At 71.4% G+C, this 19,408-nt stretch carries 18 protein-coding genes, 1 other RNA gene and 1 pseudogene; 10 read left to right on the top strand and 10 right to left on the bottom strand.

Annotated features, from left to right (window positions below):
* Positions 1 to 1,677 (bottom strand): alkaline phosphatase D family protein (locus BFF77_RS27925; RefSeq protein ID WP_079125553.1); only part of this gene is annotated, 1,677 nt, incomplete at its 3' end.
* Positions 1,678 to 1,827: 150 nt separating this feature from the next.
* On the opposite strand from BFF77_RS27925, the gene BFF77_RS27920 reads away from it, so the two are divergent.
* The 6 genes and pseudogenes from BFF77_RS27920 to BFF77_RS27900 all read left to right on the top strand — a co-directional run bounded on the left by BFF77_RS27920 (position 1,828) and on the right by BFF77_RS27900 (position 6,095).
* Positions 1,828 to 2,643 (top strand): SDR family oxidoreductase, encoded by an 816-nt coding sequence (locus BFF77_RS27920; protein ID WP_079125552.1) that lies wholly within the window; start codon positions 1,828 to 1,830, stop codon positions 2,641 to 2,643.
* Between the two features lie 188 nt (positions 2,644 to 2,831).
* Positions 2,832 to 3,743: a PhzF family phenazine biosynthesis protein gene (locus tag BFF77_RS27915; protein ID WP_066955176.1), complete on the top strand. Its 912-nt coding sequence runs from the start codon at positions 2,832 to 2,834 to the stop codon at positions 3,741 to 3,743.
* Positions 3,744 to 3,925: 182 nt separating this feature from the next.
* Positions 3,926 to 4,168 (top strand): annotated as a pseudogene (locus tag BFF77_RS37220) (hypothetical protein).
* Positions 4,140 to 4,664 (top strand): DUF6879 family protein, encoded by a 525-nt coding sequence (locus tag BFF77_RS27910; protein WP_066955173.1) that lies wholly within the window; start codon positions 4,140 to 4,142, stop codon positions 4,662 to 4,664. The pseudogene BFF77_RS37220 and the gene BFF77_RS27910 overlap by 29 nt, the downstream one beginning before the upstream one ends.
* A 7-nt stretch (positions 4,665 to 4,671) precedes the next feature.
* On the top strand, positions 4,672 to 5,520 hold the full coding sequence (locus BFF77_RS27905) for a helix-turn-helix domain-containing protein (protein ID WP_066955171.1): 849 nt from the start codon (positions 4,672 to 4,674) through the stop codon (positions 5,518 to 5,520).
* 158 nt (positions 5,521 to 5,678) lie between these two features.
* A complete protein-coding gene (locus tag BFF77_RS27900; protein WP_066955168.1) occupies positions 5,679 to 6,095 on the top strand; it encodes an ATP-binding protein in 417 nt (138 codons plus the stop codon).
* Between the two features lie 109 nt (positions 6,096 to 6,204).
* Here BFF77_RS27900 and BFF77_RS27895 read toward each other — a convergent pair whose 3' ends face one another.
* Positions 6,205 to 6,810: a TetR/AcrR family transcriptional regulator gene (locus BFF77_RS27895; protein WP_066955165.1), complete on the bottom strand. Its 606-nt coding sequence runs from the start codon at positions 6,808 to 6,810 to the stop codon at positions 6,205 to 6,207.
* Between the two features lie 164 nt (positions 6,811 to 6,974).
* On the opposite strand from BFF77_RS27895, the gene BFF77_RS27890 reads away from it, so the two are divergent.
* Positions 6,975 to 7,994: an aldo/keto reductase gene (locus BFF77_RS27890; protein ID WP_066955162.1), complete on the top strand. Its 1,020-nt coding sequence runs from the start codon at positions 6,975 to 6,977 to the stop codon at positions 7,992 to 7,994.
* 260 nt (positions 7,995 to 8,254) lie between these two features.
* Here BFF77_RS27890 and BFF77_RS27885 read toward each other — a convergent pair whose 3' ends face one another.
* The 3 genes from BFF77_RS27885 to BFF77_RS27875 all read right to left on the bottom strand — a co-directional run bounded on the left by BFF77_RS27885 (position 8,255) and on the right by BFF77_RS27875 (position 10,866).
* On the bottom strand, positions 8,255 to 9,304 hold the full coding sequence (locus tag BFF77_RS27885) for an aldo/keto reductase (protein ID WP_079125551.1): 1,050 nt from the start codon (positions 9,302 to 9,304) through the stop codon (positions 8,255 to 8,257).
* A gap of 210 nt (positions 9,305 to 9,514) precedes the next feature.
* Positions 9,515 to 9,961 (bottom strand): SRPBCC family protein, encoded by a 447-nt coding sequence (locus BFF77_RS27880; protein WP_066955159.1) that lies wholly within the window; start codon positions 9,959 to 9,961, stop codon positions 9,515 to 9,517.
* A gap of 137 nt (positions 9,962 to 10,098) precedes the next feature.
* Complete coding sequence (locus tag BFF77_RS27875) at positions 10,099 to 10,866, bottom strand: DeoR/GlpR family DNA-binding transcription regulator (RefSeq protein ID WP_066955188.1); 768 nt, start codon at positions 10,864 to 10,866, stop codon at positions 10,099 to 10,101.
* A 74-nt stretch (positions 10,867 to 10,940) separates the two neighbouring features.
* On the opposite strand from BFF77_RS27875, the gene BFF77_RS27870 reads away from it, so the two are divergent.
* Positions 10,941 to 12,278: an MFS transporter gene (locus BFF77_RS27870; protein WP_066955185.1), complete on the top strand. Its 1,338-nt coding sequence runs from the start codon at positions 10,941 to 10,943 to the stop codon at positions 12,276 to 12,278.
* Between the two features lie 184 nt (positions 12,279 to 12,462).
* Here the strand turns inward: BFF77_RS27870 and rnpB are convergent.
* An RNA gene (gene rnpB, locus BFF77_RS27865) (RNase P RNA component class A) lies at positions 12,463 to 12,866 on the bottom strand.
* 336 nt (positions 12,867 to 13,202) lie between these two features.
* On the opposite strand from rnpB, the gene yaaA reads away from it, so the two are divergent.
* Both yaaA and eda read left to right on the top strand, forming a co-directional pair.
* On the top strand, positions 13,203 to 14,009 hold the full coding sequence (yaaA, locus tag BFF77_RS27860; protein WP_066955156.1) for a peroxide stress protein YaaA: 807 nt from the start codon (positions 13,203 to 13,205) through the stop codon (positions 14,007 to 14,009).
* A gap of 131 nt (positions 14,010 to 14,140) precedes the next feature.
* Complete coding sequence (eda, locus tag BFF77_RS27855) at positions 14,141 to 14,764, top strand: bifunctional 4-hydroxy-2-oxoglutarate aldolase/2-dehydro-3-deoxy-phosphogluconate aldolase (RefSeq protein WP_066955153.1); 624 nt, start codon at positions 14,141 to 14,143, stop codon at positions 14,762 to 14,764.
* Between the two features lie 92 nt (positions 14,765 to 14,856).
* Here the strand turns inward: eda and BFF77_RS27850 are convergent, their stop codons facing one another.
* The 4 genes from BFF77_RS27850 to BFF77_RS27835 form a co-directional block, all read right to left on the bottom strand.
* Positions 14,857 to 16,287 (bottom strand): bifunctional RNase H/acid phosphatase, encoded by a 1,431-nt coding sequence (locus tag BFF77_RS27850; protein WP_066955151.1) that lies wholly within the window; start codon positions 16,285 to 16,287, stop codon positions 14,857 to 14,859.
* Positions 16,287 to 17,030, bottom strand: coding sequence for a zinc ribbon domain-containing protein (locus BFF77_RS27845; protein ID WP_066955147.1), 744 nt, complete (start codon positions 17,028 to 17,030; stop codon positions 16,287 to 16,289). Before BFF77_RS27845 ends, BFF77_RS27850 begins: the two co-directional genes overlap by 1 nt.
* Positions 17,027 to 17,902, bottom strand: coding sequence for a Nif3-like dinuclear metal center hexameric protein (locus tag BFF77_RS27840; RefSeq protein ID WP_066955182.1), 876 nt, complete (start codon positions 17,900 to 17,902; stop codon positions 17,027 to 17,029). Before BFF77_RS27840 ends, BFF77_RS27845 begins: the two co-directional genes overlap by 4 nt.
* Before the next feature lie 163 nt (positions 17,903 to 18,065).
* Positions 18,066 to 19,112 (bottom strand): ABC transporter substrate-binding protein, encoded by a 1,047-nt coding sequence (locus tag BFF77_RS27835; protein WP_066955143.1) that lies wholly within the window; start codon positions 19,110 to 19,112, stop codon positions 18,066 to 18,068.
* Positions 19,113 to 19,408 lie beyond the last annotated feature (296 nt).

Below are 19,408 nucleotides of genomic sequence, written 5' to 3'. Positions count from 1 at the left end.
GGAGGCCGCCGTCGTCAGCGGGGCTCCCGGGGTGGTGACCGCGTTCACCGTCTTGAAGTCCGCGCGGGCCCGCTTGGCGGTGAGCGTCACCGTCACATAGCCGCGGCGGCCGTTGTAGAACCTCATGTGCGGATTGGCCGTCATGAGGGTCGACCAGTTGGCCGGGCGCTCCTCGCCGTCCCTGCCGCTGGAGATCGACGTCGCCACGATCTCCGTGCCGAGCGTGCGCGACCTCGGGTTGTTCCAGTCCTTCTTGATGTCGTACGCGTAGGCGGTGTGCACATCGCCGGTCAGGACCATGAAGTTCTTGACGCCGGCCGCCTCCACACCGTTCAGCAGCCGCTGCCGCGACGCCGGATAGCCGTCCCACGAGTCCATCGACAGCTTGAAGTCCGGAGTCGTGAGATTGCGGCGCTGCGAGAAGGTCACCTGCTGCGGTACGACGTTCCAGGTGGCCGCCGACTTCTTCCAGCCGTCCAGCAGCCAGCGCTCCTGGACCTCGCCGGTCAGGGTGCGCGACGGGTCCTCGGACTCCGGGCCCGGTGTCTGCCAGCCGTCGCCGTACGCCTGGTCCGAGCGGTACTGCCGGGTGTCCAGGATGTCGAACCGCGCCAGCCGCCCGAAGTCCAGCCGCCGGTACAGCTTCATGTCGGGTCCCTGGGGCCGCTGCGGGAGGCGCAGCGGCTGGTTCTCCCAGTACGCGCGGTACGCCGACGCCCTGCGCAGCAGGAACTCCTCCGGCGGGACGTCGTTCTCGGGCGTGTCACCCGCGTAGTTGTTCTCCGTCTCGTGGTCGTCCCACGTCACGACGAACGGATGGGCGGCGTGCGCGGCCCGCAGATCCGGGTCCGACTTGTAGAGGCCGTACCGCAGCCGGTAGTCCTCCAGCGTCGTCGTCTCACGGTTGAAGTGCGCGGGCAGCCGCGGCTCCGGGTAGTTGCGCGCGCCTCCGACGGCGCTCACGGCGTACTCGTACAGATAGTCGCCGAGGTGGAAGACCACGTCGAGGTCCTCCTGCGCGAGATGCTTGTACGCGGTGAAGTAGCCGTCGTGGTACGCCTGGCAGGAGACGGCGGCGAACCTCAGATCGTTGACACGGGCGCCGTGCGCGGGCGCGGTACGCGTACGGCCGACCGGACTGATCCAGTTGCCCACGCGGAAGCGGAAGTAGTACACGCGGTCCGCGCCCAGGCCCGGCACGTCGACATGGACGCTGTGATGGAACTCCGGGTGCGCGTCGGCCTCTCCGCGCTTGACGATCCGCGTGAAGCGGGCGTCCTGCGCCAACTCCCAGCGTACGGAGACCCGGTTGGGCGGCAGTCCGCTGTCGGGCTCGTAGGGGTGCGGTGCCAGCCGTGTCCAGAGCAGAACGCCGTCGGGACGCGGATCACCGGAGGCGACACCGAGGGTGAACGGGTCCTCGGTGATCTTCCTGGCGTCCAGTTGGGCCGCGCCCGCGATGCCCGCGGTCGGCAGATTGACGGCGAAGGCCAGCGCGGCGGCGGCAGCGGTACCGGTGAGGAACCGGCGCCTGCCGAGATGCGCGGCGGCTGCCCTCAGTTCGGGTGAATGCGTTCCCGCTGTGATGGACGGAGTCGTCGACGTTCGCTGTACGGGTACGCCCTGTACGGGTACGCGCGGTCCCGTTCCCAGTGTCCGGCGGTGAAAAGGTGTCATGTGCCCCTCCCCTGACGGCGGCTGTCACCTGGAATTCCACTCGGGGGCGAAGACGCCCTGTTGTCGGGTACACAACATGCACATGGCGAAGCAATGGAGATGGAGATCCGTGTGCCTCGCCAAGTTGTACCTCACGTACGCTGCGTGGCCATGGACGCCATGCGGAGGACCGACAGCAACCGGAGAACTGCCGTGGTGACGGGGGCCGGTTCCGGTATCGGCCGCGCGGTCGCGGTGGCCCTGAGCGCGGCGGGCTGGTCGGTGGTGCCGGCCGGACGGCGCGTCGAGACGCTGGAGGAGACGGCGGCGGCGATGAGCGCGCGCGGCGCGGGACCGGGCGGCGTAGGACCGGGCGACGCACCGGAGGACGTACTGACCGTACGGACGGACGTGTCCCAACCGGCCGACGTGGACGCCCTGTTCGCCGCCGTACGCGAGCGGTACGGACGGCTCGACCTGCTCTTCAACAACGCGGGCACCTTCGGGCCGGGAGGCATCGCGCTGGAGGATCTGCCGCTGTCCGCCTGGCAGAAGGTCGTGGACACGAACCTGACGGGCGCGTTCCTCTGCGCGCAGGCGGCGTTCCGGCTGATGAAGGCCCAGAACCCGCAGGGCGGGCGGATCATCAACAACGGCTCGGTCTCGGCGCACGCGCCACGGCCCGACTCGGTCGCGTACACCGCGACGAAGCACGGTATGACCGGCCTCACCAAGTCGCTCTCCCTGGACGGCCGTCGGTACCGCATCGCCTGCGGCCAGATCGACATCGGCAACGCGGCGACCGACATGACGGAACGTATGCGGCGCGGTGTGAAGCAGGCGAACGGCGAACTCGCGGTGGAGCCGGTGATGGACGTGTCGGACGTGGCCATGACGGTGCTGCACATGGCGGAACTGCCGCTGGAGGCGAACGTGCAGTTCGCGACGGTGATGGCGACGACGATGCCGTACGTGGGAAGAGGCTGAGGCGGCCCGTCCGGCGCTTGAGGCCCGTGGCACGGCGACCGTCGCCGTGCGGCCCGCCGACCGAGGACGGACCGGCGGCCGGGCGGGACGCACCACCGGGAACGGACCGGCGGCCGAGGGGGCCGACGGCCGGGCGGACCGCCGTACCCCCGGGAATGCGCCGGGGTGTCCGAGCCGTTGGGGCGGATATGAGCCAGCATCCCGCGCCCACGCCCGCGCCCGGCCGTACGGCCCCCGCCGAGGTCCTCCGGTACACCGCCTTCTCCGCCGACCCCGACGGCGGCAACCCGGCCGGTGTCGTCCTGGACGCGTCCGGGCTCACGGACGACGAGATGCTCGCGATCGCCGCGCGGGTGGGGTACAGCGAGACCGCGTTCCTGACCGCGCCGCCGGAGGGGCTCGGCGAGCCGGGCCGCGCGTTCACCGTCCGCTACTTCAGCCCCAAGGCGGAGGTCCCCTTCTGCGGGCACGCCACCATCGCCACCGCCGTGGCGCTGGCCGAGCGCGTGGGCCCCGGTGACCTGGTCTTCGCGACCCGCGCGGGCACCGTACCGGTGACGGTCACGGCCGCAGGCGAGGACGGCGCGCCCCGGGCCACGCTCACCAGCGTCGTACCGTACGTCGCCGACGCGGACGAGCCGGACGTACAGGAGGCGCTCGCCGCCCTCGGCTGGCCGGCCGGCGATCTGGACCCGGCCCTGCCGCCCCGTATCGCCTTCGCGGGAGCCCGCCACCTCGTCCTCGCCGCGGCAGGCCGGGAACGCCTGGCGGACCTCTCGTACGACTTCCAGCGGCTCGAAACGCTGATGCGCCGCAGGGATCTGACGACTCTTCAGCTCGTCTGGCGCGAATCCCCGGCGGTCTTCCATGTCCGCGACCCGTTCCCGGTGGGCGGTGTCGTCGAGGACCCGGCGACGGGCGCCGCGGCGGCGGCCTTCGGCGCGTACGCCCGCGAACTCGGCCTCGTACCCGAGGAGTCGACCCTCACCCTCCACCAGGGAGACGACATGGGCCGCCCCGGAGTCCTGACGGTGGAACTACGAACCGACGACCCCCGCATCCGGGTGAGCGGCACGGGCGCCCGTATCCCGAAGGGCTGAACCGCAGCGGTGTCCGGGGGTTTTCCTTTGAAGACTCTGGCGAGACGAGTACACCCCCCCTCCGGCTTCGGCCGTGAGGGGGCGCTCCCTTGCGTTCCACGAGCCTTGGCGGTCTTGACCGAGGAACCCCTCTTGAGTGACGGTCGTAGAAGCCTGTAGAAGCCAGAGGATCGGGGAAAACCATGACGTTACGGTTCATCGCGAAGGACCCGAATACCAACGGGGACAACTGCCCGACCGTGTGGGTGGACTAGAAGACCGGGGACTTCGTCCTCCAGGGGTGGAAGGCGGACGAGGAGACGGAGCGGGAGTGCGTGCGGACAGGCGGCATCCCGGACACCGAAGCGGTCGTCCGGCTGCCCGCCCGCATGGTGGCCGCGATCAGGGAGGCGTGTGATGTCGCAGACGGTTCCGCCGTTCGCTGAGCTGCTGGCCCGCTGCCGTCGCAGCGCCATCCACCTGGAGACCCGTGACACCTACGGAGTCGCCGACGAGGACGAGGACTTCGCCGCCTGGAGAGCCGGCCACCGGCACACGCCGGAGAACCGGGACGCGTGGTGGAACTCCTTCCACTCCTCCGTGGCCGAGGCGGTGGGCCGTGGCATGCAGGTGCGCCGGGCCCGAGTGGTCTCCGAACCGCTGTCGGAGTACGTGCGCTACGAGCACTCCTGTACGTTCCAGAACGTCATGGCGGGAGAGGAGGTCCGATGGCTTCCGCGACGTCTGGCCTCGGACCTGCTGCTCCCCGGCAATGACCTGTGGCTCTTCGACACCGATCTGATCCGCTTCGGCTTGTTCTCCGGTGAAGGCGCCTTCGTCGGCCACACCCTCAGCGAGGACCCCGACGTGATCAAGAACGTCTCCGAGGCGTTCGAGGCCATCTGGGACCGAGCCGTTCCGCACGAGCGCTACACCGTCTGAGCGAGGAATGACCGAGTCACCGACAGCCGCCGTACAAGCTGCCCGGCGCCAGCTCGCCACCCGCCTCCGGGAGATCCGCACTGAGGCGGGGCTGACGGCCACCGAGCTTGCACGACGGCTGGACTGGTATCCCTCGAAGGTCTCGCGCATCGAACACGCCCGGACCCCACCGGCGACATCCGACATCAGGGCCTGGTGTGCGGCCTGCGACGCCAACGGCGCGGTGGAGGACCTGGTGGCCTCCGCCCAGTCGGCGGACTCCATGTACCTGGAATGGCGGCGCGTGCAGCGCACCGGGCTGCGGCACCTCCAGGAGTCGCGGGTCGAGCTGTACGAGCGCACCCGCCTGTTCCGGGTGTACTGCTCCACCGTGGTCCCCGGGCTCCTCCAGACACCCTCGTACGCGACCGCGCTCCTGGACAACATCTCCCGCTTCCACAGCACGCCGAACGACGTGACCGAGGCCGTGGAGGCACGTATGAGGCGCTCCCGGGTGCTGTTCGTGAACGGGAACCGTTTCTCCGTGCTGGTGGAGGAGTCGGTGCTCAGGTACCGGATCGGTGACGCCGAGACCATGGCCGGACAACTGGGCTACCTGCTCACGCTGATGTCCCTGCCATCGGTCAGTCTGGGCGTGATCCCCTTCTCCGCCGAACGCCCGACCTGGCCCCTGGAGACCTTCAACGTCTTCGACGACGCCCGGGTCCATGTCGAGCTGCTGTCCGCGGCCGTGAAGATCACGGCCCCGGGCGAGGTCGAACAGTACGTCAGAGCCATCAAGTCAATGGCCGATTCGGCGGTGTACGGAAGCGCGGCCCGTGAGTTGATCACGGACGCCCTTGCCCATCTGGGGTAGGCCGCATAGAAAACCGTAGAAAATTGTGGAGGTGTCACCCGTGCCTTCCCTACGGTCGCAGCACACCGCTTGCCGTCTGGTCGCCCCGCTTCTCCGAACTGGTCTGTGACGCACGGTCGGCGGCCTTCCCTGATCGTTCGACAGCGGACGAGGTCCCGATGCCAGTGACCGCCACACCCCGCCCCACCGGGCATCCCGGGTACTCCCAGACCCTTCCCCGTGAGCCGGAGAGCGCGGCGGTCGCCCGGGAGCTCGTGCGTACCGCCCTGGGCGCTTGGGGTCTGGAGGACCGTATCGACGACGCCACGGTGGTCGTCACCGAGCTGGTCTCGAACGCCGTGGACCACGGCCGCTTCGCGTCGATTCGCGTGATCGTCTCGCGTCCCACGGACAACCGGGTCCGCCTCGGGGTCGTCGACCGCTCGAAGGCCGTCCCGATGATGCGGACGGACTTCGACGGCGACCAGATCCGTGGCCGGGGGCTGGTGATCGTCGACTCCCTCACCGAGCGCTGGGGCACCGACCTCTACAACTGGGGCAAGCAGGTCTGGGGAGAGATGCGGGTGGAGGCATGACGGCCAAGAAGCCCTGGATGCCCGCGAGGCGCCCGGGCACTTCTGAGAGGGTCGGGGCGTCGCCTGCTGGAAGGCACGTGGCCCATGACCTCGCGGTCGTTTTGGCGCGCTACTTCCGTCGCGGCTGGCGCAGTCCCGCGACCAGCAGGTCGACCATGCGGCGGGCGTCGTAGCGCGGGTCGCGTTCGGCGCCGATGCAGAGGTTCCCGACGCCGCGCATGAGCGCGAGGGCGTCCACGTCGGAGCGGATTTCACCGGCGGCGACCGCGGCGTCGAGCAGCTGGGCGCACACGGGTACGAGGCGGTCGAGGAAGTAGGCGTGCAGCGTGTCGAAGCCGGCGTTGTCGGACTGGAGCACGGCGGCGAGTCCGTGCTTGGTGACCAGGAAATCGACGAAGAGGTCGATCCATCGCGCCAGCGCGGCGTGCGGCGTCGGGCCGGCCGCCAGCAGGGCGGGACCGGCCTCGGCGCAGGCCTCCACCTGGTGCCGGTAGACGGCGATGATGAGATCCGCCCGTGTCGGGAAGTGGCGGTAGATCGTGCCGACCCCGACACCGGCCTCGGCCGCGATGTCCCGTACCGGCGCCTCCACGCCCGATGTGACGAAGACCGCGGCGGCCGCGTCGAGCAGGGTCTCCTCATTGCGCCGGGCGTCCGCCCGCCTGGACCGCGCCGCGCGCCCCGCGCCCTTGTCGCTGTCGTGGCCGTCGTTCACCGCGCCGCTCCTCCGCTGTCGAACCGGGCCGGTACGAGCCGGCCATCACCGGGCTAGCCAAACGGAACAGTGTTCCGTATTGTTCCGGAACAAGGTTCCGTTTGCTCATGATGTCAGAGCGGCGGCCGACGACCAACCCGACGACCAGATGGAGGAACACGGTCATGCAGTACCGCACCTTGGGCCGCACCGGTGTGCAGGTCAGCTCCCTCGCGCTCGGCGCGATGAACTTCGGCGCGATCGGGCGCACCACCCAGGACGAGGCCACCGCGATCGTCGACGCCGCTCTTGAAGGCGGGATCAACGTCATCGACACCGCCGACATGTACGGCGCCGGCGAGTCGGAGGAGATGGTCGGCAAGGCCATCGCCGGCCGCCGCGACGACATCGTGCTGGCCACGAAGGCGAACATGCCGATGGGCGACGAGCGCAACCATCAGGGCAGCTCGCGCCGCTGGCTGGTCACCGAGTTGGACAACAGCCTGCGCCGCCTCGGGGTCGACCACGTCGATCTGTACCAGATCCACCGGTGGGACCCGCGCACCAGCGACGAGGAGACGCTGTCGGCCCTGACCGACCTGCAACGCGCGGGAAAGATCCGTTACTTCGGCTCCTCGACGTTCCCCGCGTACCGCGTCGTGCAGGCCCAGTGGGCCGCCCGCGAGTATCACCTGGGCCGGTACGTCACCGAGCAGCCCAGCTACTCGATCCTCCAGCGCGGCATCGAGACCCATGTACTGCCCGTGACCGAGCAGTACGGACTCGGTGTGCTGGCGTGGAGCCCGCTGGCCTCGGGCTGGCTGTCGGGCGCGATCCGCGCGGGGCAGGAGATCACCACCAGCCGCTCACGGCTCATGCCGCAGCGCTTCGACACCGCCGTGCCCGCCAACCGGGCCAGGCTCGACGCCGTCGAGCGGCTGGCCGAGGTCGCCGCCGGGGCCGGCCTGACCATGATCCAGCTCGCGCTCGGATTCGTGACCGCGCATCCCGGCGTGACCAGCGCCCTCATCGGCCCCCGCACGCTCGGCCATCTGCGCGCGCAACTCGCCGCCGCGGACACCGTGCTCTCCGCCGACGTACTCGACCAGATCGACGCGATCGTCCCCCCGGGCACCGACCTCGCCCCGCACGAGAAGCACGACACACCGCCCGCGCTGCTCGACCCGTCACTGCGGCGCCGCTGACCGGTCCACGGATCCTCAGGGGCGACACGCCTTGGGCCCTGTCCTGCCGCGGACGCCTAGGCCCTGTCCGGCGGATCTTCGCGGGTCCGCGACGCCCGGCACGGCACCTCGCCGCGTTGTCGGAGTCGTCCGAGTACGGCCGGGCCGTCGACGACGCCGATCCTCCGCCTTGCGATGCTCCCCCGTGGCCTGAACGGCACGGGAGGTACCCCCTCCACCAGCCGCCCCGGGCCGATCCACGAAGATCCGCCGGACAGGACCTAGCCGACCGACGTCAGCGCCGTCCTGATCTCCGCCAACTGCTCGGCGCGCAGCGGCCCGTACGCGAGCGCTCCCGCGTTCTCCGCCGCCTGGGCGACCGAGCGGAATCCGGGGATCGGCACCGTGTGCGGGGCGCGGGCCCAGAGCCAGGCGAGTGCGCCCTGCGCCAGGGTCCGGCCGTCGCTGGTGAGCACGGACCGTACGGCCTCCACCCGCGCCGCCCACTCCGGCGCCGGGACGCCGCCCTCGTCGAACCACCGCAGCCACGCGGGCGGTACGGTCCTGATGTCGCCGGAGGCGCTCCGGCCGCCGGCCGCGTGCTTCCCGGTCAGCAGACCCATCGCGAGGGGGCTGCGGTTGACGCTCGCGAGGCCGCGCTCCGCGCAGAGCGCGAGCATCTCCGGCGCGTCCTCCAGCACATTGCAGGCGTGCTGCACGGCCGCGCAGTGCTCGCCCTCGGCGAACAGCGCCGCCCTCTCGGGATCGTCCGTGGACCAGGCGTACGCGCGGATCAGGCCCTCCCGTACGAACTCCTCGCAGGCGTCACGGAGTTCGGCGGCGGACTCGAACGGCGCGTCGGAGAGGTGGAGTTGGTAGAGGTCGACGTACTCCGTGCCGAGGCGGCGCAGTGAGGCGGTCAGCGCCCGCCGGGCGTACGCGGGCGTGCTGTCGGAGCCGGTGAGAGTACGGGTGGACTCGTCGAAGGTGTTGCCCCACTTGGTCGCGATGACGACCTCGTCCCGCCGCCGCCCGCGCAGCGCCCGCCCCAGGACGCGTTCGCTGTGGCCCGTACCGTACACATCGGCCGTGTCGAAGAAGGTGATACCGAGGTCGAGCGCCCGGTGGAGCGCGGCGACGGACTCCTCGTCGTTGACCGTGCCCCAGCCGAGCGGATTGCCGTCGCGGTCCTGCCACTCGCCGCCGATGGCCCAGCAGCCGAAGCCGAGCGCGCCGACGGTGATCCCGCTCCGTCCCAGCGTCCTGCTCCCGGTCCTGCTCCCGGTCCTGCTCCCGGTCGTGCCCTGAGTCCTGCTCTCAACAGAGTCCATGGGACGAACGCTAGGAGTTGCAGCGCACTCGAAGACAAGCGGGCCCGCCGTCCGCGCCACAGCCGCCGTACGAACCGGCGCTCCCGCACAGCCCGCTCACCCGTACGCACGGCCTCACCCGTACGCACCCGGCTCCCGCGCCACGGCCGGCCCCATGCCCCGGGCGGCGGTGTCCACCACCGTCCGGGGCCCATGGTCCGAAAGCTCCGGCTAGGAGGCTTCGACGGCCTTCTTGATCCGCTCGGCGAAGGCCGGCGCGTCCTTCCTGGCGGCGGCCAGGGCGATACCGACGAGCAGCTTGCCGATGCCGTGCCCTTCGAGCACATTGAAGATCCGCACCCGGGTCCTGCCCCCGCCGACGCTCTCCAGGTCGTAACCGCCCTCGGCCGAGGTGACGGAGTTCTTGGACGTCTCGGCCCAGCGGATCTTGCCGGGCGCCTCCAGCTCCGTGATCCGGATCTCGCGCTTGGTGGTCATGCCCGCGTCCTTGACCGTACTGCGGAAGACCGTGCCGACCGCCGTGGGACCGTCCGGAACCTTCTCGATCGCCTGCACCCGGGGGCTGAACGTGGGGTCGTTCGTGCCTGCGGCGAGGAAGGCGAACACCTCTTCGACGGGCCGGTCGATCTCCGTGGTCGCCTCGAACTGTCCAGCCATGTGTGTCGCTCCTCGATCGGTCAACCGACGGCGGGTACGCGAACAGCTACCCGCCGTGCGGGACGGCCGCCCGAACCGGGCCTGCCGCCGCGCACCCATTGTCATGCGTCGGCCCGTCCCGCCACCACCGGAGGAGGTCACACCTTGCGTACGTTCACCCCCGCCGCGGCCATCGCGTCCGTCTCCTCCTCCGGAGCCGCCTCGTCGGTCACGACGGCGTGGAGCGCGGAGACCGGTGCGACGAGAGCGAGCGCGGTACGGGAGAACTTGGCCGCGTCCGCCACTGCGATGACGCGTCGCGCCGAGGCGATCGCGGCGCGTTTGACGGCCGCGTCGGAGAGGTCGTACGAGGTCAGCCCGTCCTTGGCGGTCAGTCCGCAGCAGCCGATGACGGCGGTGTCGAAACGCAGCGCGGCGAGTGAGGCCTCCGTCAGCGGGCCGGTCAGCGCGAGTTCACCCGAACGTGGTTCGCCGCCGGGGAGCAGCAGTTTCAGACGAGGCGCGCCGGTGAGCGCGTTGGCGGCGTGGAGGGAGAGCGGCATCACGGTCAGCCGGCGGTCCTCCAGGGCACGGGCCACCTCCAGACAGGTGGTGCCGCTGTCGACGACGACCGACTCGCCGTCGGCGATCAGTTCGGCGACGGCGGCGGCGATGCGGCGCTTGGCCTCCACGCCTTCCTGGACCCGCAGCGAGAAGGGCGGCTCCTCGCCGCGGAGCAGCAGGCTTCTGGCGCCGCCCCGGTAGCGCTCCAGGACGCCCTGATCGCTGAGGACCTCCAGATCCCGGCGGACGGTCATCTCCGAGGCGCCGGTCAGCTCGGCCAGCTCGGCCACGCTCACCTGTCCGCTCCCGCGTACGGCATCGGTGATCCGCCGGAGTCGATCTGTGCTCGCTGTGCTCACCATGTCGGCCATTGAACACAACGAGTGTGCGATAGGCAATCTTCCGCACATCAATCTTGTTTGTTATGTTCGCCGACATGGAGAAATCCGGCATCAAGAAACCCGGCACGGCGAAGACCGGCATCGGAAGACCGCTGCGCGCCGCCCGGCTGGCCACCTTCGGCTTCTTCACCCTGAACGGCTTCGTCCTGGGCACGTGGGTCGTCCATATCCCGGTCGTGGAACACCGGGCCGGTGTCAGCCATGCCGTGCTCGGCTGGCTCCTGCTGCTGCTCGGCGGCGGCGCTTTCGCCGGGATGCAGCTCGTCGGGCCGCTCACCGACCGGTTCGGTGCCCGGAAGGCGGTGCCGGCGAGCGCGGCGCTGTGCGTCCTGGCGGTGGTGCTGCCGGGACTGGCCGACAACGCCTGGACCCTGGGCGCGGCGCTGCTGCTGCTCGGCTTCGGCAACGGCTGCCTGGACGTCAGTATGAACACGCACGCCGTGCAGGTCGAACGCGGCTACAAGCGCCCTGTGATGTCCGCCTTCCACGCCTTCTTCTCGGTGGGCGGAGTGCTCGCGGCGCTGGTCGGCGCGCGGACACTGAGCTGGGGCTGGAGCGCGGCGACGACGCTGGCGCTGGTGAGCGCGTTCGGCCTGGTGGTCACGGTGCTCGCGGCGCCCGCGCTGCTGCGGCCGGAGCCGGCGGCCGGGGACGGGACGCCAGGCCGGGACGCCCCGGCCGGCCCGGACAAGGCGCCTGGGCAGGACACCGCCTCGGACACCGCGCGGGCCGGGCAGGCCCGCCGGGCACCGGCCGCCCGACGCCGCACACCTCCCCGTATCTGGGCCCTGGCCGCGCTCGCCCTGATGCTGATGCTCAGCGAAGGGGTCGCCAACGACTGGAGCGTGCTGGCGATGCGGGACGTCCTCGACGCACCCGCCGCCACCGCCGCCTTCGCCTACGGTGCCTTCTCCACTGCCATGACCGCGGGACGACTGCTCACGGACCGGGTGGCGGCCCGCTTCGGGCCGGTGGCCGTCGTACGGTACGGAGCCGCCCTGGGCGCGATCGGACTCACGGCGGTCGCGCTCTCGCCGTGGATCCCGCTGGCCCTGGCCGGCTGGACGGTCTTCGGCATCGGCCTCTCCGGCTGCGTACCCCAGCTCTTCAGCGCGGCGGGCCACGCCGACCAGGACACCGCGGGAACCAATGTCTCCCGCGTCGCGGGCCTCGGCTATCTCGGGATGCTCGCCGGCCCGGCCGTCATCGGACCGCTCACCCACTTCATCCCGCTGAACATCACTTTCCTCCTGCCCGTGGCCTTCTGCGTCATCGCGGCCGTCATGTCGCGGATCCTGGCGCCCGCGCCCGCGAGCGGCGGCGACCACGCCTCCGGCAGCGACCCGCGGGAGGTCGGGGCACCCGCCGTATGACGCACTTCGCGCGCCCCGCCACGGGCTCGGCGGATCGCGGCGGTCGGCGATCACGGCGATCGGTGGATGGTGGCGGTCGGCGCATCGTGGGAGGCGAGGTGTCCGGGACCCATGCCGCCCTCCACCGAAAGAAGCCTCTGGCCTGGTGTGCGACCAAGTCAGAGGCTTCTGTCCGCCGAGCGGCAGAACGAGTCGGGCTGTACGCCGGATTTTGTCGCCGGACGACCTCGCGGCCGACCGGGAGACGGCCATCCATCTAGGGCCGGCGTTGCCGTCGGCCTCGTGCGGTCTACCCGCGGACTCGGGCGGGCAGCCCTCGAACGTCCGCGCAGGGCCGCCTCGCGGTGGCCCCTCTTGACCTTGCTCCGGGTGGGGTTTACCTAGCTGCCCAGGTCACCCTGGGCACTGGTGGTCTCTTACACCACCGTTTCACCCTTACCGGGGACCTGGGTCCCCGGCGGTCTGTTTTCTGTGGCACTGTCCCGCGGGTCACCCCGGGTGGGCGTTACCCACCACCCTGCCGTGTGGAGTCCGGACGTTCCTCGGGGAGATCCACAGGGACCTCCACGCGGCCGTCCGCCCGGCTCGTCTGCCGTAAAGGTCATCTTACCCGTCCATGGAGGGGGCAGGGCGCCCCATCGCCTCGGCCTGCTGCCAGGGCCTCCCGGGAGCACGGGGAGAGGAGCGGCCAGGGGGCCGACCGTCGTCACCGGAACCGCCGCCTGCCCTGCGCCGGAACCGCCGCCTGCCCTGCGCCGGAGCCGCCGCCCGCCCTGTGCAGGGCCGCCACCGAGCCCGCCGCCGAGCCCGTCGCGGGGCCTGTACGCGGGTGTCGGGCGCCGGTCCGGGTGTCGCCTACTCTGGCGCGAGGGCCGCGTTCCGTACGCCGGTTCCTCCCCCGCATCCCGACCGAGGAGAAGTCACGTGCTCGTCCTGCTGCCGCCGTCGGAAGGCAAGTCCGCTTCCGGGCGCGGGGCTCCGCTGAAGCTGGAGTCCCTGTCGCTGCCGGGACTGGCCGAGGCCCGGGGCGCCGTACTGGACGGGCTTGTCGGCCTGTGCGCGGCCGACGAGGAGAAGGCCCGCGAGGTGCTCGGGCTGAGCGAGGGGCTGCGCGGCGAGATCGCCAAGAACGCGGTGCTGCGGACGGCCGGGACGCGTCCCGCCGGCGAGATCTACACCGGCGTGCTGTACGACGCGCTGGACCTCGCCACGCTCGACACCGCCGCGCGCCGCAGGGCCGGGAAGTCGCTGCTGGTCTTCTCGGGGCTCTGGGGCGCGGTACGGGTGGGGGACCGCATCCCTCCCTACCGCTGCTCGATGGGCGTCAGACTGCCCGGACTCGGAGCGCTGGGCGCGTACTGGCGCGCGCCGATGGAGTCCGTCCTGCCGGAGGCGGCTGACGGCGGAACCGTACTGGACCTCCGGTCCTCCGCGTACGCGGCGGCCTGGCAGCCGAAGGGTGAACTGGCGGGCCGTACGGCCCGGGTACGGGTGCTGCACGCGCAGACCGATCCGGTGACCGGAGTGGAGAAGCGGTCGGTGGTGAGCCACTTCAACAAGGCGACCAAGGGCCGGCTCGTACGGGATCTGCTCCTCGCGGGCGCCCGGCCGAGAAATCCCGCGGCGCTGGTGGACACCCTCCGTCAGCTCGGCCATGTGGTGGAGGCGACGGCTCCGGCGCGGGCCGGCCGGCCCTGGGCCCTGGACGTGGTGGTCACGGAGATCCACTGACAACGGCACGGCGGCACGGCACATCCGGCACGGCGGCACGGCCCATCAACGCGCCAGATGCACCGCACACTCCCGTTGCACACCACGCAACGCTCATTGCGGAGCATGGCGACGCACGGCAGGATGACGCCATGACCTCCGTGCTCGATCTCGCGCCCGTCATCCCTGTCGTCGTCATCGACGATGCCGCCGACGCCGTACCTCTCGCCCGCGCGCTGGTCGCGGGCGGGCTGCCCGCGATCGAGGTGACGCTGCGGACCCCGGCCGCGCGTGAGGCGATCCGCGCGATCGCGGCCGAGGTGCCGGACGCGGTGGTCGGCGCCGGTACGGTGCTGACGGCCGGCGCCGTGACCGACTCGGTGACGGCGGGCGCGCGCTTCCTGGTCAGTCCTGGATGGACGGACACACTGCTGACCGCGATGCGGGACTCGGGAGTACCGTTCCTGCCCGGCGTCTCGACCGCCTCGGAGGTGGTGGCGCTGCTGGAACGCGGAGTGAGCGGGATGAAGTTCTTCCCCGCCGAGGCCGCGGGCGGCACGGCCTATCTCGCCTCACTCGCCGGTCCGCTCCCGCAGGCCCGGTTCTGCCCGACGGGCGGGATCACGGCCGCCAAGGCGGTGTCGTATCTCGCCCTGCCGAACGTCGGCTGCGTCGGCGGTACATGGATGCTCCCACCGGGCGCGCTCGCGTCGAAGGACTGGGCGCGGGTCGAGTCGCTGGCCCGCGAGGCCGCGGCGCTGCGCACGACGGTCTGAGCTCTGGGGCCTGTCCGCCCGCGCGAGCGGTTCCTCGCCGGCCGGTCGACGGCCGCCGGCCGTGGGACACGCGGGCGGTCGGCGGCCGGGGGTCAGCGCAGGTGCGAGGTGTCGTTCAGCAGCCGCACCGACGCGTTGCCGTCCGCGTAGTACGCCACCGCCGACAGCGAGGCCGCCGACAGCTCCATCCGGAACAGCGACTCGGGCGGCGCGCCGAGCGCCAGCCTGATCAGTGTCTTCACCGGAGTGACATGGGTGACGACCAGGACCGTGCGTCCCTGGTACCGGTCGAGCAGCCGGTCGCGCGCCGCCCTGACCCGGCGGCCGACCGTCGCGAAGCTCTCGCCGCCACCTGTCGGCGCGACGGCCGGTGAGGCGAGCCAGGCGCTGAGGTCGTCGGGATAACGTTCCCGTACCTCGGCGAAGGTCAGCCCTTCCCACGCGCCGAAGTCCGTCTCGCGCAGGCCCTCTTCGACCGTCACGTCCAGCCCGAGCCGGGCGGCCACGGCCCCCGCCGTCTCACGGCAGCGCCGGAGCGGCGAGGAGACGATGTCCTGGACGGTGCCGCGCGCGGCCAGCGCGACGGCGACGGCCTCGGCCTGACGGCGGCCGATCGCGGAGAGTTCGGGATCGCCGCCGCCACTGCCCGAGAAGCGCTTCTCGGGGGTGAGGGCGGTCTCGCCGTGCCGCAGCAGGACGAAGGTGGCGGGAGCGCCGAGATCGGCGGAGGTGCCCCAGCCGACCGCCGGGGACCGGAGCGTGGCCGTGTCGGTCGCCGCGCCGCCGTCGGAAGTCGTCGGACTCGCCGTCGTGAGCGGCTCGTCGGCGGGCTCCTCGCGGACAGGGGCCGCCGTGCTCCCGGCCGCCGTACCCGCGGCTCCCCCGGCTCCGGACGCGCGCCCGCCCGCGAGCGCCGCCCGCGCCTTCGCCGCTCCCGCCGCCGCGTCACCCGCCGTCCTCGAAGGCGCGGCCGTACGGGCGGACGCACCGGCGGCGGCACGGGCCTGGCCACGCCCGGACGCGTCCGCGCCACCCGCGCCGCCCCCGCCCGAAGCGTTCCGCGCCGCCCTCGCGTCGAGGTCCGCCGTGGACGCCGAGGGCTCCCACCGCTTGCCCTTCTTGCCCGCGTCCATCGCCTCGTTGGCCAGCCGGTCCGCGTGCTTGTTCCGCTCGCGCGGGATCCACTCGTAGGTGACCTGGCCCGCCGGGAAGACCCGCCCGGCCTCCGCCGCCAGCGGCTTCATGTCCGGGTGCTTGATCTTCCAGCGCCCCGACATCTGCTCGACGACGAGCTTGGAGTCCATGCGCACCCGCACCGAGGCGTCCGCGTCCAGCGCCTTCGCCGCCTTCAGGCCCGCGATCAGGCCCTTGTACTCGGCGACATTGTTCGTCGCGACCCCGATGTACTCGGCCGCCTCCGCGAGCGTCTCGCCCGTCACCGGGTCCAGGACGACCGCGCCGTATCCGGCAGGGCCCGGGTTGCCCCGGGAACCACCGTCGGCCTCCACGACGAACTTCGCCATCACAGACCCGATTCGGACGTGCGGACCAGGATCCGGCGGCAGTTCTCGCAGCGCAGCACGGCGTCCGGCGCCGCCGCCCTGACCTCGTTGACCTCGGTGATGTTCAGTTCGAGCTGGCAGCCCTCGCAGCGGCGCCGGAAGAGCCTGGCCGCGCCCACGCCGCCCTGCTGGACGCGGAGCTTCTCGTAGAGCTTGAGCAGATCGGCCGGCACGGACGCGGCGACGATCCCGCGCTCCTTGGTCACGGACGCGACCTGGCCGTCGAACTCCTCCAGCGCTGCGTCGCGGCGCGCGGCGGCGTCATCGGCCTTGGCCTGGACGGAGGAGACACGTTCCGTCAGCTCGGCGACCCGCTCCTGCGCGGACTCGCGGCGCTCCATGACCTCAAGGACGACATCCTCCAGATCGCCCTGGCGCTTGGCGAGCGAGACGATCTCGCGCTGGAGGTTCTCCAGGTCCTTGGGCGAGGTGATCGCGCCGGAGTCCAGCCGCTGCTGGTCGCGTACGGCGCGCTGGCGCACCTGGTCGACGTCCTGCTCCGCCTTGGTCTGCTCGCGGGCGGTGTCGCTCTCCTCGGTCGTCGCGGCGACCAGCAGGTCGCGGAGCTGGGCGAGGTCCTTGGTGAGCGACTCGATCTCGGCGTGCTCGGGCAGCGAGCTGCGCTTGTGGGCGAGCTGCGACAGTCGTACGTCCAGGGCCTGGACGTCGAGAAGTCGGATCTGGTCGGCGGGCGCGGCGTTCAGTTGGGGGCTCCTGAAGAATGGTGGTGGCCTGAGGAGTGGTGATGGGCCGACGAGTCATGGTGGGCCGACCAGGGGTCGGTGACCGTCTTCGAGACATGGACCCGCAGGTCCCAGCCATGGCGGTCGGAGATCTCGTCGAGCTGGGCGGCGGCCTGCTCGCACCAGGGCCACTCGGTGGCCCAGTGCGCGGCGTCGATCAGTCCCAGCGGTGAGTGCTGTGTGGCCTCGGAGGCAGGGTGGTGGCGCAGGTCCGAGGTGAGGAACGCGTCCACGCCCACCGCCCTGACCTGGTCGAAGAGAGCGTCGCCCGAGCCGCCGGAGACGGCGACCGTACGGACGGGGGCGTCCGGGTCGCCGGCCAGCCGTACGCCCTGCGCGGTGGCGGGCAGCCGGTGCGCGACGCGCGCGGCGAAGTCGCGCAGTGTGGCCGGGTGGTCCAGTTCGCAGATCCGGCCGAGTCCGCGCCGTCCCGTCGGGTCCGTCGGATCCGGTACGAGGGGCGCGACGATCCGCAGGTCCAGCGCGCCGGCGAGGGCGTCGGAGACACCGGGATCGGCGGTGTCGGCGTTGGTGTGGGCCACGTGCAGCGCGATGTCGTGCTTGATGAGGGTGTGCACGACGCGGCCCTTGAAGGTGGAGGCCGCGACCGTCGACGTACCGCGCAGATAGAGCGGATGGTGGGTGACGACCAGGTCGGCGCCGAGGCTCACCGCCTCTTCGGCGATCTCGTGGACGGGATCGACCGCGAAGAGGACCCGGGCCACCGGGGCGTCGGGATCACCGCAGACCGTTCCGACGGCGTCCCACTGTTCGGCCCGCTCGGGGGGCCAGAGGGCGTCGAGAGCGGCGGTCACTTCGGACAGGCGGGGCACGGAGGGCACGGAGCAAAGGCTACCTGTCCCACGTGCCCCACCGGCCCTGGCCGGAACAGCCCATGACCGACGGCTCGTGACAGCGCGCGCGTCCCGCCCCCGGGCCCCCGGTCCGTGCCGGGACCGCGCTCGGGCCGCCGGCCGGACACCCGTGCTGCCGACGCTACTTGACCAGATGGCCGCGGAGATCGTCGAGGACCAGGTCCGCCGCCGTCACTCCCAGCCCCAGGTACCAGGTCTCGTCCTGGACGTCCTTGGCCTGTCCCGCCTTGACCGCCCTCAGGTTCTTCCAGAGCGGATTGGAGCGCGCGGTGTCCCGCTGGGTCTTGTCCGGATCGCCGTACACCCCGGTGAAGATCCAGTCGGCGTCGGCGTCGTCGATCTTCTCCGGGCTGATCTCCACGGCGAGATCGTCGATCCGCTGGTTCTCGGGACGCGGCAGGCCGATGTCGTCGAGGATCGTGCCGATGAAGGACGCCTTCGCGTAGAGCCGCAGCTTGTCGGGCATGTAGCGCACCATCGAGATGGTCGGCTTGTCCCGGCCGAGGTCGGCGCCGAGGTCCGCCGCCTTCTTCTCGTACGCGGCGAGCGCCGCCTCGGCCTCGGCGGTTCGGTCCAGCGCCTGGGCGTTGAGGAGGTAGTTCTCCTTCCAGGTGAAGCCCGGACGGATGGAGAAGACCGTCGGGGCGATCCGCGACAGCTCCTTGTACTTGTCGGCCGCGCGCAACTGACTGCCCAGGATCAGATCGGGCTTGAGCCCGGCGATCGCTTCCAGGTTGAGACTGTTGATCGTGCCGACGTTCTCGGGGCTGCCCGCGCCCTGCTTCAGATAGCCCGGGATGCCCTCGTCGCCCTCGGTGGGCGCGTAGCCGACGGGCTGGACACCGAGCGAGACGACATTGTCGAACTCGCCCACGTCCAGGACCACGACCCGCTCCGGGCGGGCCTTCAGCTCCGTCGTGCCCATGGCGTGCGTGATCGTGCGCGGAAACCGGCCGGGCCGGGCGTCGGTCCCGTAGGTGGCCGTCTTCCTGGCCGCGTCGGCGAAGTCCTTGCCGCCCGTGGCGACGGCGGCCTTCTTCCCTCCGTCGTCGGAGGCGGCGGAACCGCTGTCCGAGCTGTCGTTGGAGGCGCCGCTGCCGCAGGCCGCGAGGAAGAGCGCGGCGGCGAGAGCGACGACGGCGGCTGCGCCACGGCGTCGTACGGACATCTGGATGCTCCTGGGAAGTGCTGGGTCGGGACGGACGTGCCGAGCCGGGGCGGACACGCCGGTTCCACGGCATGGTGGACATGGGTTCGGGACACCGGTCGGGCGCCACTGAGGCGTCGACTTAGGTGTGCCTTACTTTAGGCATCCCCCCTTCCGGGCAGCACACCCACCCCCACACGCTCCGGCAAATCCCGCCATGGCCACCCATATGTGTGAAGTGACCGACGTCGTGTTGTTCGGCAGGAAGTGCGAAAACTAGCTTCGTCGCCGGAGGTGACGAAGCTAGTTTTCGCACT

The sequence above is a fragment of the Streptomyces lushanensis genome (genome assembly GCF_001700515.1).
GTDB lineage: Bacteria > Actinomycetota > Actinomycetes > Streptomycetales > Streptomycetaceae > Streptomyces > Streptomyces lushanensis.
Note: the sequence above shows the minus strand (reverse complement) of the source record. Positions and strands in the feature narration are given on the sequence as shown.